General features: G+C 54.2%; 10 protein-coding genes. 7 read left to right on the forward strand and 3 right to left on the reverse strand.

The annotated features are described in order from the left end of the window. Positions 1 to 106: 106 nt before the first annotated feature. The 3 genes from ABEW73_RS05595 to ABEW73_RS05605 form a co-directional block, all read right to left on the reverse strand. Positions 107 to 1084 carry an electron transfer flavoprotein subunit alpha/FixB family protein gene (locus ABEW73_RS05595; RefSeq protein ID WP_430162307.1) on the reverse strand — a complete coding sequence of 326 codons (978 nt, stop codon included), beginning with the start codon at positions 1082 to 1084 and terminating at the stop codon, positions 107 to 109. Between the two features lie 201 nt (positions 1085 to 1285). Beyond that, positions 1286 to 2053 (reverse strand): electron transfer flavoprotein subunit beta/FixA family protein, encoded by a 768-nt coding sequence (locus ABEW73_RS05600; RefSeq protein WP_430162309.1) that lies wholly within the window; start codon positions 2051 to 2053, stop codon positions 1286 to 1288. A 38-nt stretch (positions 2054 to 2091) separates the two neighbouring features. Then, entirely contained in the window at positions 2092 to 2682 is a 591-nt protein-coding gene (locus ABEW73_RS05605; protein WP_430162311.1) for a TetR/AcrR family transcriptional regulator, read from the reverse strand. Positions 2683 to 3160: 478 nt separating this feature from the next. Here ABEW73_RS05605 and ABEW73_RS05610 point away from each other — a divergent pair, with 478 nt between their 5' ends. From ABEW73_RS05610 to secG, 7 genes are all read left to right on the forward strand, one after another. Then, positions 3161 to 5341: a heterodisulfide reductase-related iron-sulfur binding cluster gene (locus ABEW73_RS05610; protein WP_430162313.1), complete on the forward strand. Its 2181-nt coding sequence runs from the start codon at positions 3161 to 3163 to the stop codon at positions 5339 to 5341. Further along, entirely contained in the window at positions 5338 to 7779 is a 2442-nt protein-coding gene (locus ABEW73_RS05615; protein WP_430162315.1) for a 3-hydroxyacyl-CoA dehydrogenase NAD-binding domain-containing protein, read from the forward strand. The genes ABEW73_RS05610 and ABEW73_RS05615 overlap by 4 nt, the downstream gene beginning before the upstream one ends. A gap of 236 nt (positions 7780 to 8015) precedes the next feature. Then, positions 8016 to 9206, forward strand: a complete 1191-nt coding sequence (locus ABEW73_RS05620) for an acetyl-CoA C-acyltransferase (protein WP_430162317.1) — start codon at positions 8016 to 8018, stop codon at positions 9204 to 9206. 625 nt (positions 9207 to 9831) lie between these two features. Beyond that, complete coding sequence (locus ABEW73_RS05625) at positions 9832 to 11622, forward strand: acyl-CoA dehydrogenase family protein (RefSeq protein WP_430162319.1); 1791 nt, start codon at positions 9832 to 9834, stop codon at positions 11620 to 11622. Between the two features lie 99 nt (positions 11623 to 11721). Then, the gene (locus ABEW73_RS05630) at positions 11722 to 13398 is read left to right on the forward strand and encodes a long-chain-fatty-acid--CoA ligase (protein ID WP_430162321.1); all 1677 of its coding nucleotides are present in this window, start codon (positions 11722 to 11724) and stop codon (positions 13396 to 13398) included. 97 nt (positions 13399 to 13495) lie between these two features. Then, the gene (locus ABEW73_RS05635; RefSeq protein ID WP_430162323.1) at positions 13496 to 13945 is read left to right on the forward strand and encodes a PaaI family thioesterase; all 450 of its coding nucleotides are present in this window, start codon (positions 13496 to 13498) and stop codon (positions 13943 to 13945) included. Positions 13946 to 14392: 447 nt separating this feature from the next. Then, positions 14393 to 14623 (forward strand): preprotein translocase subunit SecG, encoded by a 231-nt coding sequence (secG, locus tag ABEW73_RS05640; RefSeq protein ID WP_009593367.1) that lies wholly within the window; start codon positions 14393 to 14395, stop codon positions 14621 to 14623. Positions 14624 to 14635 lie beyond the last annotated feature (12 nt).

The following is a 14635-nucleotide window of genomic DNA, read 5'->3' on the forward strand; positions in this document are numbered from 1 at the left end:
ATTGTTATGGCAAAACTTGCGAAGTAAAAGGCTGCCCCAGGTCCCTTGGACCTTTTGGAGCAGCCTTTTTTTGACATGTTATTGTGGGATAAACCGTTAGGAAGTCTTACGATACCAGTACTTTGCGGAATTCCTGCGTCAGCAGCGGAACGATGTCGAACAGATCGCCGACGATACCGTAATCGGCTACCTTAAAGATCGGTGCCTCGGGGTCCTTGTTGATGGCGATAATGACCCGGGATTGGCTCATGCCGGCCAGATGCTGGATGGCGCCGCTAATGCCGCAGGCAATATAGATCTCGGGCGTAACGACTTTGCCGGTTTGCCCGATCTGGAGCGCGTAATCGCAGTAGCCGGCATCACAGGCGCCACGCGATGCGCCAACGGCGCCGCCGAGCAGGTCCGCGAGCTCCTCCAGCGGCTGGAAGCCTTCCGCGCTCTTCACGCCGCGACCGCCGGAGATGACGATTTTGGCTTCCGAGAGGTCGATTTTTCCCGTGGTTTTGCGGACGACGTCCTTTACCACGGAACGAAGGGAGGGAGCCGGATAAGCGATATCCTCAATGCTGGCGCCGGCGCCTTCGATGGCTTCTGCAGCAGCAATATTGTTAGGACGCACCGTTACCACCCACGGTCCGTTCTGGAATACGCGCTTCTCAAAAGCTTTACCCGCATAGAGCGGGCGAGTGAACACCGCTTCTCCATCTTCGGTCTCAATCGCGGTTACGTCGGAAATTTGTCCGGCATTCAGGGAGGCGGCTACCAGCGGGGCTAAATCACGGCCAATGGCCGTATGGCCGAAGAGAACCGCATCCGGCTGGGCCTGACGGATAACCGATTCAATGGCGGCCATATAAGCTTCGGGATTATAGTTCTCCAGATCATCATGTTCGACCGTATAGATCGTGTCGGCACCATAACCGTTCAGGGCCGATACGGCTTCCGTAATATTCGAACCCGCAACCAGAATGCGGATGCTGTCACCGTCACCCGCAATCAAACGGGCCGCGCCAAGCGTCTCGAGGGCAACCTGACGCAGCTTCCCGTCCCGGTTCTCGGCATACACTAATATCGTTTTGCTCATATCATAACCTCCTAAGATCCATTTGAGATTGAAGTGAAGAGAGTTTTACGATTTCGACCAGCCTGAGCATCCCAAGCGAATGCGGATGATTCTTCCGATCGCTGCTGCTCCGGATTCACTATACTTATCAAGCGAAAGCGTGCATGACGGACATCCCGTCAACCATACAATCAGAATACATAAGGAATGATGATACGTTCATTAGATCACTTTCGACTGGGTGCGGAGCAAGGATACCAACTCATGTGCCACTTCTGCAGGCTCGCCCTTCAGAATGCGTCCGGCACTCCGCTCCGGCGGTAAGGACAGCTCACTTTGCTTCGTTGCTGGCTGGATATCGGCTTCCGATATTCCGAGATCGTCAAGGGTTAACGTCTGAAAAGGCTTCTTCTTCGCCTTCATGATACCTGGCAGCGATGGATAGCGGGGTTCGTTCAATCCCTGCTGTGCGGTGAAGACGGCTGGCAGCTGAACTTCCAGCACTTCAAGATCGCCTTCCGCGTCCCGATGCACTTCAGCCGTGGTACCGTTCAGTGTTAGCTTGGTAATGGACCCGGTATGTGAAATTCCGAGAAGGTTTGCCAGACGAATGGCCACTTGGCCTGAACCGCGGTCCACGGAGAAGTTGCCGCCAAGGATCAGATCGGGGCTTTCTTTGGACAAATACGCATGCAGCACCTTCGATACCGCATATTCATCGTCCGGAATCCGCTCATCGGAGATGAGCACGGCATCATCCGCACCCATTGCGAGCGCAGTCCGCAAGGCTTCTGCTGTACGATCCGGTCCGACGGACAGGAGTGTCACGCTGCCGCCATGGTCATCCCGAAGCTTCACGGCTTCTTCCACAGCATATTCGTCATACGGATTGATTACGAATTTCACCCCATCCTCGGCAATCGATCCGTTCTCAATCGTAATTTTTTCCTCCGTGTCAAAGGTCTGTTTAAGCAATACCACAATCTTCATCGGTTAAACGCTCCCTTCAATATGAATATCAGCAGAACTTATTGTCCGCTGGAAACACCGTTCAGGAAAAAGCTAAGCGTCTCCTCCGCCTGATCGGACAGAGAATATTTGCGGCCGGAGATCAGCCAAGAGGTTACCGCTTCGTCCATCGCGCCAAAAATCAGGTTGCGCACCAGCTTGACGTTCAGATCGGAACGGAATTTCTGTTCTTGGATGCCCTGTTCCAGGATATTCTCGATCAGCACAATATATGGCTTCAATGCGCTGCCGATTTCCTTGCGCAGCTCCAGATCGCTCTGCCGCAGCTCAATCTGCGTGACATAAGCGAGTTCAGGATTGCTCTCCAGCTCCGAGAAATGGATGCTGCACACCGTCCGCAGCGCTTCCACGGCGTCCGTGGTTCCTTCCACGCTTTCGTGGAATTTGCCGACCAGCTCGCCAAGCTTCTCCTGGAATAGACGAATGAGGATATCCTCCTTCCTCTTAAAGTACAAATAGATAGTGCCGTCAGCTACGCCGGCGGCCTTGGCAATCTTGGATACCTGAGAGCGGTGATAGCCGTTCTCGGCGAATACTTTCAGGGCGCCCTGGAGAATAAGGTAATATTTTTCATTTTTTTTACTTGTCATATGCTCACCCCGGTGTTAGAATACAGTTAAAATTATGAATGAATACTCATTCATTTCTTGTATCCATCATAAAATACGTTCATGTCGTTGTCAACGATGGGTTATGAAGAAGCGTGAAATGGATGAAGCAGACTATCAGAGCAGCAAAATAAGGCGTTCATATCAGAGCAATAGACGGCAGTTCAACCGGAAGAAACAAGTCACTGGGTATCCGCAGGCAAGTACACGAGTACAGATGTAGCGTTGTACAGAGTAAGAGATGCAGCCAGAAACGATGAAATTCGGTTTAGCGTGTTCGGCACGGCACGATGTGGAGGTCTATTTTTGCACCCCTAATGAAAGCGCTTCATATGTTGTCCCAATATGGACACAACGACGACGAGCGGGTTTTGGAAGGAGTGACAGTAACTTCGGAAAATGGACGCGGCACCAGACTACCAGAAGAAAGAAGGATTTTTAACGCAAGGGGCTGAGAGAGATGATTCTACCATTAATCAACGCGCTGCTCTTTGTCTTAATCACCGGTTGGGCGGTGTATATGTTCGTCACCGTGGTGTATCGTCGGTACCTGTATATCCGTTTGGGCAAGCCAGCGAATCTGAAAAAGGATCTGAAGGAACGCCTGAGCCAATTCGCCATCCAGGTATTCGGACAGAGCAAGCTGTTTAAGGACCGCAAGAGCGGCATCATGCACTTTATCGTTTTTTATGGATTTATCATTTTGCAGTTTGGAGCGCTCGACATCATCTGGAAAGGGCTGTCGGGTCACAGCTTGCCGATTCCGGGCCATGCCGGCTTTATCCTCATGCAGGAGATTACGGTTACGCTGATCCTGCTGGCGATTGGTTATGCGGCTTATCGTCGCTACGGCGAGAAGCTGAAACGGCTCAAGCGGGGCTGGAAGCCAAGCATTGTTGTGTTTTTCATCACCACGCTGATGGCTTCGGTACTGCTGACAATGGCTTTTGAACGGCTCATGGAAGGACTGGCGTGGTCGGCCATGGCACCGATCTCATCAAGTATTGCGGCCATATTTGCCTGGATGCCGCCGATGGCGGTTACGATTTGTTATTTTGTGTTCTGGTGGCTCCACCTGTTGATTCTGTTGTCGTTCCTCATCTATGTACCGCAATCGAAGCATTTTCACCTCATTACGGCGCCGATCAACATTCTGGTCCGCCGCACCGATCCCCCGGGCAAGCTCAGCAAGCTGGATCTGGAGGATGAAGAGGCCGAGGCATTCGGGGTGGGCAAGATTGAGGACTTTACACAGAAGCAGATGCTCGATTTCTATGCATGCGTTGAATGTGGAAGGTGCACCAACGTGTGCCCGGCATCGAATACAGGCAAGCTGCTGTCGCCGATGCACATGATTGTGAAGCTAAGGGATCATCTGACGGAAAAAGGTTCCGCGCTCACCTCCAAATCAGCGTGGATGCCAGCCTCGGTGTTTGGATCGCCCGGTGTTCACTCCATGGCTGCTACGGATCTGGCGCTTGTCGGCTGGAAGGGGGAGGGCGTCACCGATATCGGTCCGACGATGGACGTGCAGAAGCGCTCTTGGCATCAAGTCGAGGGGGTAGACCCGAAGGATGTTCAATTGATAGGCGGTGTCATGACAGAAGAAGAGATTTGGGCGTGCACAACCTGCCGCAACTGTGAGGATCAATGTCCGGTAGCCAACGAGCATGTCGACAAAATCGTGGACCTTCGGCGTCACCTCGTTCTGATGGAGGGCAGCGTGCCGCAGGAAGGCCAGCGCGCGATGCAAAACATCGAGCGACAAGGCAACCCTTGGGGAATCAGCCGCGCGGACCGGAGCAAGTGGGTGAAGGAGGTCGATCCGGAGGGGGCTTTAGATCTGAAGATTCCGACCGTGAAGGAAAATCCGGATTTCGACGTGCTGTTCTTTGTCGGCTCCATGGGCTCTTACGATAATCGCAGCCGCAAGATCACCAAGGCTTTTGTCCGGCTTATGAATGAAGCCGGCGTCAACTTTGCCATTCTCGGCAACGAGGAGAAGAATTCGGGTGATACGCCGCGCCGCATGGGCAATGAATTTCTGTTCCAGCAGCTGTGTATGGGGAACATCGAGACGTTCCAGAAGTACGATGTGAAACGAATCGTCACAGCTTGTCCGCATACCTTCAATATTTTGAAGAACGAGTACCCCGAGTTTGGGCTTGAAGCGGAGGTCATTCATCATACGGAGCTGCTGGACCAGCTGGTGAAGGAGAGGCGTCTTCAGCCTAAATACCAGGTTCAAGAGAAAATCACCTATCATGACTCCTGCTACCTGGGACGGTATAACGACGTGTATGATCAGCCGCGCAGTGTGCTTCGCGCCATTCCTGGCGTCGAGCTGCTGGAGATGGAGCGGAATCGCGAAAATGGCATGTGCTGCGGGGCCGGCGGCGGGCAGATGTGGATGGAGGAAGATGCGGGCAAGCGCGTGAATCTGGCGCGTACCGAGCAGGCGCTGGCCGTATCCCCGACGATGATCAGTTCAGCCTGTCCGTTCTGTCTGACGATGCTGGAGGACGGCACGAAGCTGAAGGAAGTGGAAGAAAGCGTAAAAACGCGAGATATCGCAGAAATCCTGGAGTTATCCGTATTCGGTCTATCCGAAATCCATGAACAGGAGGTCGTTGTGCAATGAGTAATACCATTACTAAGGAATCCGTCAGCGGTTCCGGTATCGCAAGTCGAAACATAACCAAAGCCGCCGTGATCGGCTCGGGCGTCATGGGGTCGGGAATCGCCGCCCATCTCGCCAATGCAGGCATTCCCTGCCTGCTGCTCGACATCGTTCCTAAATCCTTAACCGCGGAAGAGGAAAAAGCCGGATTGACGCTGGATCATCCTAAGGTGCGGAACAAGCTTGCCTCCAAAGCCATTGCGGCTCTGCCTAAATCCAGCACGGCTCCGCTGTACAGCGCCGATTTTGTGGGTCGGATCACCCCGGGCAATACCGAGGATCATCTAAGCCAGCTGAAGGATGTGGACTGGATCATTGAGGTGGTTACGGAGCGCCTGGAAATCAAGAAAAGCATCTTCAAACAGATTGAGAGCGTGCGTAAAGAAGGGGCAATTGTCAGCACGAATACCTCCGGTATTTCCGTTAATGCGATGGTCGAGGACTGCAGCGAGGAATTCCGCAGCCACTTCCTGGGGACCCATTTCTTCAATCCACCGCGCCATATGAAGCTGCTGGAGATTATCCCGGGTTATGATACCGATCCGGACATTACGAAATTTATGGTTGAATTTTGCACGAAGCGCCTTGGTAAAGGGGTTGTGCTTGCGAAGGACACGCCGAATTTCATTTCAAACCGGATCGGCACCTACGGTCTCCTGGTCACATTGCAAGAGATGGTGAAGAACAGTTATACCGTGGAGGAAGTGGATGCAGCTACCGGGCCTGTTCTGGGGCGTCCGAAAAGCGCCACCTTCCGTACGCTGGATTTGGTCGGCATTGATACGTTTGTCCATGTGGCCAGAAATGTGTACGACTCCGTGCCGGAAGGGAACGAGAAGGATGTGTTCACGGTTCCCGATGTCATGAATGAACTAGTCTCCCGCGGCTGGATCGGTGAGAAGGGCGGCCAGGGCTTTTATAAAAAAGTAAAGAGCGAACAAGGCAGCAAAATCTTATCGCTTAACCTGTCCACGATGGAGTACAATCCGAGCGCCAAAGTGAGCTCCACTTCCATCGAAGCCGCCAAAGCGGTGAAGGGGGCTAAGCGAAAGATCAAGGCATTCCTGGGTACGCAGGACCGATACTCGGAACTGGCTTGGAATGTATTGAAGCAAGTGCTTGTCTATGCGGCCGACAAACTGGGAGAGATCGCCGATTCCATTCAGGACATCGACGACGCGATGAAATGGGGCTTCAACTGGGAGCTCGGTCCATTTGAGACCTGGGATCTGATCGGACTGCCTGAATCCGTGCAGCGCATGGAAGCGGAGGGGATGACGGTTCCAGCTTGGGTGAAGGATTGGATTGCCGCCGGCAACAAGTCCTTCTATCAGCAGAAGGACGGCGAGGTGTTCCATTATTTCAAAGGCGAGTATAAGGGCGTTGAGGTTCAGCCTGAGCTGATCTCGCTGCAAGCGCTCAAATCGCAAAACCGGATCATTCGCTCGAACACGGGGGCGAACCTGATCGACATTGGCGATGGCGTAGCCTGTCTTGAATTCACTTCCCCGAACAACGCAATTGGTGCCGATATTCTGGTCATGATCCAGCAGAGCGTAGAGGAGATTCGGGCGAATTACCGCGGGCTGGTGCTGGCGAATGAAGGCCGCAATTTCTGCGTCGGCGCCAACCTGATGCTCATGCTGATGGAAGCGCAGAGCGGCGACTGGGATGAGGTAGATGACATCATAAGTCTGTTCCAGGGCAGCATGATGAAACTGAAAGCGCTGGAGAAGCCGGTTGTGGCAGCACCTCACCGCATGACACTAGGCGGCGGTGTGGAAGCATGCCTTCCGGCCGACCGGATCATCTTCTCGGCAGAGACCTACTTCGGTCTGGTGGAGACGGGGGTCGGCCTCATTCCGGCAGGCGGCGGCTGCAAGGAGCTGGCGCTCATGACCAGCAACCGCCATCCCGACAAGGACAGTGACCTCCAACCGGAGATCAACAAAATCTTCGAGATGGTGGCGATGGCGAAGGCGTCGACCAGCGGACATGAAGCGATCCGCATGGGTTATGGGCGCAGCGGGGATTCGGTGGTCATGAACCAAGACTACCGGATCTATGAAGCGAAGCATGCGGTATTAGAGATGGACCGGGCAGGCTATGTTCCGCCGCAGCCGGGCAAAGCCCGCGTTGTCGGACGTGATGGCCGAGCCGTGCTCCAGATGGGCGCCATCGACATGAAGCGCAGCGGTTATATCAGCGATCACGATCTGTTGATCGCGAAGAAGCTGGCGCACATCCTGACGGGCGGCGATGTTCCTGCGGGAACCGTGGTGAGCGAGCAGCATTTGCTCGACCTGGAGCGCGAAGCGTTCCTCAGCCTGCTCGGAGAGGTCAAAACCCAGCAGCGCATGCAGCATATGCTGGCAAAAGGCAAGCCGCTGCGGAATTAGGGCGTTAAGAGAGCTGCTTCAGCTAAGAGATACACCATCTTTCGCAACGTGCGATGCGCCAAATCGACGCTGCATACAGCACATGGTGGCAGGTTATCCATGCTGGCGAAGTTTGAAGCTGGCGACTCACTCATTAATCTGTTCCACCCGTTACGAATTCATTTCACGGTCGATTAGCGGCCCGCAATCATAAACGGTATTGGATCCAACCATTTCAAGTTGATGAGGTGAATGGCATGAGAGAAGCAGTGATAGTATCCCTTGCCCGTACTCCGGTGGGGAAGGCGAAGAAGGGCAGTTTCGCCCAGACGCGCGTAGAGGATCTCGGCAAAGCCGTACTGGAAGCCGTCATTGAGCGCGCGCCGGGCCTGAAAAAAGAGGACGTTGAGGACATCATCCTCGGCTGCGCGATGCCGGAAGGCGAGCAAGGCCTGAATGTCGCGCGGATTATCTCGCTGTATGCGGGATATCCCGTGACGGTACCCGCGCTGACCGTCAATCGTTTCTGTTCCTCGGGACTTCAGGCGATTGCTTTTGCGGCAGAGCGCATTATGCTCGGCCATGCCGAGGTGATCGTCGCCGGCGGCGTCGAGAGCATGAGCCATGTGCCGATGACCGGCTTCAAGCCGGCACCGCATCCGACCATCGTCGAAGAGATGTCGGAGGTTTACATCGGCATGGGCCACACGGCGGAAGAGGTGGCCCGCCGCTTCGGCATCACCCGCGAGGCGCAGGATGCCTTCGCGGCCAGCAGTCACCGCAAGGCCGCTGCCGCCATCGCGGAAGGCAAGTTCCGGGACGAGATCGTACCGGTGAATGTAACCCTGGCTGCGGCCGATGAGCAGGGCAAAGTGCGCAGCAAAACCTTTGCCTTCGATACGGATGAAGGGGTCCGGCCGGATACAACCCCGGATGTGCTGGCCAGACTGAAGCCGGCCTTTGCCCTTGGCGGCTCGGTTACCGCGGGAAACGCGTCACAGACGAGTGACGGAGCGGCGGCCGTAGCCGTCATGAGCCGCGAGAAAGCGGAGCAGTTGGGTCTTACCCCGCTGGCTACCTTCAAATCGTTTGCCCTGGCAGGCGTAGAGCCGGAGATTATGGGCGTCGGCCCCGTTGAAGCGATCCCGAAGGCGCTGCGCATGGCGGGCATCGAACTGGATCAAGTGGATGTGTTCGAGATTAACGAAGCGTTCGCTTCGCAATGCCTCCACATCATCCGCGCGCTTAATATCGATGAGAGCAAGGTCAACGTCAACGGCGGCGCCATTGCGCTCGGCCATCCGCTCGGCTGTACCGGCGCCAAGCTGACCGTCAGCCTCCTCTCCGAGCTCGCGCGCCGCGGCGGCGGCTACGGCATCGTGAGCATGTGCATCGGCGGCGGCATGGGCGCCGCGGGGGTGTTCGAGGTGCACGCCGCCGGAGCTTAAGGAGTAGGTAGTGGCAAGAAGGAAATTCCTTCTATACCCCAGAGGGGTTTGGGAAGGGGATTCTCGCATTAGTCCTTGCAGTTGCTCAGCGTGGTTCGATTCGCGCTATAAGTCCTCAAGGGGCTAGTAGCTCCCAAGCAAGGACTATGGAAAGTTAGCTCAGCAATGCCTCTGATTGTATTCGATGAACCAGATCGAGGTTTTCGATATCTAAGTTCAATGATCTTCTAATGATGCATGACTAGCCAATTCACACTGAGATGTAGTCTTAGTGGGGTGTCCGTTCCGTACTCGGACCGGACACCGCACAACTCACTCCAACCACAGGGGAGTGCAAGGATAGCCCGGAGGCAGGGGTTTTAACTTAGGGGATTTACCAATGTGCGCCAGCCCAGCGGAGAGGGCGGAATTGTACTGGAGAAGCGGTAGCGGTCGCCTTTGAGTTTGGATTTCTACTATTAATAGATCCATTCCTTGAAATCCAAACTCAACAGCGATCGGAAGTAAAATCCGCACGCGGAGCGGCCACTATTGCGAAGTAGTGAGAGATTTCATATAGCTTCCCAGCAACACCAAGGCAGTCCTTGCACTCCAATATTCCACATTCCGAAAGGGGAAACCAATCATGAGCGATAACCAAACCAAAGAACCGAAAATCAAAGGCGGCAGCTTTGTCATCGATAATCCCGATATGCAGCGCATCCTGACACCGGAGGATTTCACGGAAGAGCATCGCATGATCGGCGAGACGGTGCGTGATTTTATCGATGGGGAAGTCGTGCCGCACGATGAAGAGCTGGAGAAGCTGAACTATGAAATGACGGTAGACCTGCTTCGCAAAGCAGGCGAGCTGGGCCTGCTCGGAGCTGATGTGCCGGAGCCGTTCGGCGGGATCGGGCTAGATAAGGTCAGCTCCACGATTATTAACGAAGCGTTGGCCAAGGGTTCGTCCTTCGCGCTTTCTTTCGGGGCACATGTCGGGATCGGAACGCTGCCGATCGTGTTCTTCGGCACGACCGAGCAGAAACAGAAATACCTGCCGGATCTCTCGACCGGCGCTAAAATTGCGGCTTATTGTTTGACGGAGCCGACCTCGGGCTCGGATGCACTGGGTGCCAAAACAACGGCACGCTTGTCGGATGACGGAGACTATTATATTTTGAACGGATCGAAGCTATATATAACTAACGCCGGATTTGCGGATATTTTTATCGTCTACGCCAAGATTGATGGGGAGCATTTTACCGCGTTCATTGTCGAGAAGGAGATGGAGGGCTTCACGCTCGGACCGGAAGAGAAGAAGATGGGCATCAAGGGCTCGTCGACGCGTCCGCTCTTTTTCGAAGACGTTAAGGTGCCGAAGGAGAACCTGCTCGGCGAGATCGGTAAAGGCCACCGGATTGCCTTTAACATCCTGAACATCGGCAGGTACAAATTGGCAGCTGGCACGGTTGGTGCGGCGAAGGAATCGATCGAGCTGAGCGCGAAATATGCTAACACCCGTAAACAGTTCGATACGCCAATCTCGCAATTCCCGCTTATGCGCAAGAAGCTGGCCGAGATGAACATCACCACCTTCGTGATGGAGAGTATGGTGTACCGTACGGCAGGACTGCTGGACGAAGCGATGCAGGATATCGATTACAACAGCGAGGATGCCGGAATCCAATCGGCTGCCGCGATCTCCGACTATGCCATTGAATGCTCGATCAACAAGGTGTTCTGTTCGGAAGGACTGGATAACGTAGCAGACGAAGCGGTGCAGATTCATGGGGGCTATGGGTATATCCAAGAGTACAAAGTGGAACGCGTCTATCGGGACTCCCGCATCAACCGCATCTTTGAAGGCACGAACGAGATCAACCGGCTCCTGATACCGGGCACGCTCGTGAAGAAGGCCATGAAGGGCGAGATCGCGCTCCTGCAAAAAGCGCAAGGCCTCCAAGGGGAACTGCTGCAACTTGTACCTGGCCAAACTTTCGAAGGCACACTGGAACAGGAAGCGCACTTCCTGGACATGAGCAAGAAGATTTTCCTCCTCGCAGGCGGTCTGGCGGTTCAGAAGTTCGGCACGAAGCTGGAGAAAGAGCAGGAGGCCTTATCCAATCTGGCGGATATGATGATTGATATTTATGCCCTCGAAAGCGCATTGTTGCGCACCCGCAAGCAAATCGAACGCACCTCGGAGGAAAAAGCGGCGAGCATGATCGAGATGACGCAGGTTTTTGCTTACGAAGCGTTCCAGCGCATTGAAGCACTCGCGAAAGAGACGCTGGCCTCGGTGGAAACCGGCGACATGCTGCGGATGCAGCTGTCGGTGCTCAAGAAACTGACGCGTTGCACGCCGGTCGATACGGTGGCCCTCAAGCGCAGCATCGCCGCCCGTGTCGTCAAGAACGAACGGTACACCGTGTAGCATCCGACACCGTAAAAGATGCGAATGTAGCCTGAAAAGAGAGAGATTTTTCTTGGAGTAGGAAAGAAGGAGCATTCCTTAGGAAAGGGTTGGTTTTGTATGGATACAAAGCCTTGGCTGCCGTTTTATCCGCCCGAAGTAGCCCCCGCTTTTGATTATCCGAAACAGAATTTGGCATCATTTCTCGTGACGTCGGCACAGAAGTTTCCGAATCGGCCGGCCATGTATTTCATGGGCAAAACGATCAACTATAGGAGTCTGCTGGAGTCGTCCTATCGTATGGCGAACGCGCTCCGCAGCAAAGGGATTAAGAAGGGCGACCGGGTAGCGATTATGCTGCCCAACTGCCCGCAGGTGGTTATTTCGTATTATGGCGTGCTGCTCACAGGAGCCGTGGCCGTCATGACCAACCCGCTCTATATGGAGCGGGAAATTGCGCATCAGATGAAGGATTCCGGTGCCAAGATCATCATTACGATGGATATGTTCGTGTCCCGCGTTGAAAAAGTCATCGAGGAGACGGAACTGGAGCATATGATCGTCACTTCCGTGGCGGATTATCTTCCATTCCCCAAGAATCTCCTCTACCCGATCAAAGCCAAGAAGGAGGGCCCCCTTCCGGTCGTCAATTATGGAAGCCGCGTCCATGCCTTCAAAAAGCTGCTTGCGAACTCACCGAATGACCCGATCTGCGAATCTGTAAAGGCGGAGAAGGACTTGGCCCTTCTCCAGTATACCGGTGGCACGACCGGTGTCCCCAAAGGCGTCATGCTGACGCATATGAATCTGATCGCCAATACTGTGCAGTCCGCGAACTGGTGCTTTCAGGTGGAGGATGGGAAGGAGCGTTATTTGGCGGTGCTCCCCTGTTTTCACGTATTTGGGTTGACTGTGCTGCTTAACCAGGCGATCTACCGTGCCGGCATGCTGATATTGGTACCGAAATTCGAAGTGACGATGATTCTGAACCTGATCAAAAAAATGAAGCCGACGCTCTTCCCGGGTGCGCCGACCATGTACATCGCGCTGATTAATCACCCACGGATCAAGGAATATGATCTGTCTTCGATCAATGCTTGCGTCAGCGGCTCTGCGGGGCTTCCGGTCGAGGTGCAGGATAAGTTCGAGGAGCTGACCAAAGGGCGGCTGATCGAAGGCTACGGCCTGACCGAAGCTTCCCCGGTTACCCATGTGAACCCGATCTGGGGTAGGCGCAAGGTCGGCACCATCGGCGTACCGGTTCCGGATACGGATGCCAAGGTGGTGGACCCCGACACGGGCGAAGAAATGCCCATCGGCGAGCCTGGCGAGCTAATTGTGAAAGGGCCGCAAGTGATGATAGGGTACTGGAACCGGCCGGAGGACACGTTCGACACGCTGCGCAATGGCTGGCTGTTCACGGGCGATATGGCAACGATGGACGAAGAGGGGTATTTTACGATCATCGACCGCAAGAAAGACATGATCATTGCAAGCGGTTTCAATATTTACCCTCGGGAGATCGAGGAAGTGCTGTATGAGCATCCTTCCGTAAAGGAAGTCGTCGTGGTCGGAACGAAGGACGATTATCGCGGCGAAACCGTGAGAGCTTATATTGTGCTGAAGGATGGCGCGTCTCCGGACCCTTCGGGCCTTGAGAAGTTTTGCCGCAGTCAGCTGGCAGCCTATAAGGTGCCGCGCGAGTACGTGTTCCGCGATTCGCTGCCGAAGACGATGGTAGGCAAGGTGCTTCGCCGCAAGCTGCTGGAGGAGGAAGAGGAAGGCAGAACAGGTTGAATGCACAGAATAGTGGTGTATGCATGATAAGCGATTCATGTTATCCCGCTGGAATGGATACAGTACTAACGACGTCATAAGAAAAGGAGGCGGCCTGATGAATCATATCAATGCCAATCCGGAGACGAAGGCCGGACAGCCGGAATTCGACCGGGAGGCGTACATTGAGACCATGACCCAAGCGGCGGAGTCCACTTTCTGGGGATATCTCGGCTGCAAGCTTGCGTCTGCCAGCTCGGAGGCGGTTGTTGTGACGCTGGATGCCCAGCCTCATCATATGAATATGGCGGGCATCGTGCATGGCGGCGTACTCTCCTCACTGATGGATAACGCCATGGGTATTGCCGTCATGCTGGAGCGCCCGGGCGAATCAACGGTGACGAGTAATCTGAACGTGCATTTTGTCATGCCGGCCAGAGCAGGTGTCCTCACCGTAACGGCAAGCATCGTGCATCAGACGCACCGTTCGGTCACAACGGAATGCAGAATTACGAACGAGAAGGGCGAGCTTGTGGCGATCAGCACTGGATCCTTCCGAGTGAAATAATGCAGCCTTGGCTGCTATGAAACAGGTGGTCTGCCAACGCTGGAGGGGCAGGCCATTTATTTTTTGGGTGGGCAGAAAATGGGTCGGTGGGTCGTATGAGTAACATCGGTCAGTAGCTTCCAATCCATTGAGCTTATGACCAAGATCATCGAGTAGGAGGGCGGCTAACCATCGTCCTTTCACACCACCGTACATGCGGGTCCGCATACGGCGGTTCCAAAAGGTTAACAAAGCTCCAGATCCACCCAGTACGGGGTCCACTTCATGGTATTAACACCGAGAAGCAGGGATGGCAGGATCTTGGTCGGAGTTATGGAGCGAATCCCCCTTACTCCTTGTCAGGTCGATAAAGCTGTGGTACAATAAAAATGCTGTTTTTCATGTAGAATCTAGAATGTCTCTTAAGATAATAAATTTAGATGTTTACATACGTAGGAGGTGGAAGTCATGGTTGTATTTTTTGAAGTGTTGCTTGTTATTTTCTCCATCGGGTTGATTACTGTCGTTCTTCTCCAAAAAGGGAAAAGCGCAGGTCTTGCCGGTGCCATCTCCGGCGGTGCGGAACATCTTTTTGGTAAAACAAAGGCTCGCGGTATGGATCTCGTACTGCAGCGTACAACGGTAGGTCTTGCAGCAGGATTTATGATTTTGGCCATCGTTGTTGCTATGTTGAAATAACAATGAACGTTA

The organism is Paenibacillus lautus, from assembly GCF_050482385.1.
Lineage (GTDB): Bacteria > Bacillota > Bacilli > Paenibacillales > Paenibacillaceae > Paenibacillus_AQ > Paenibacillus_AQ lautus_B.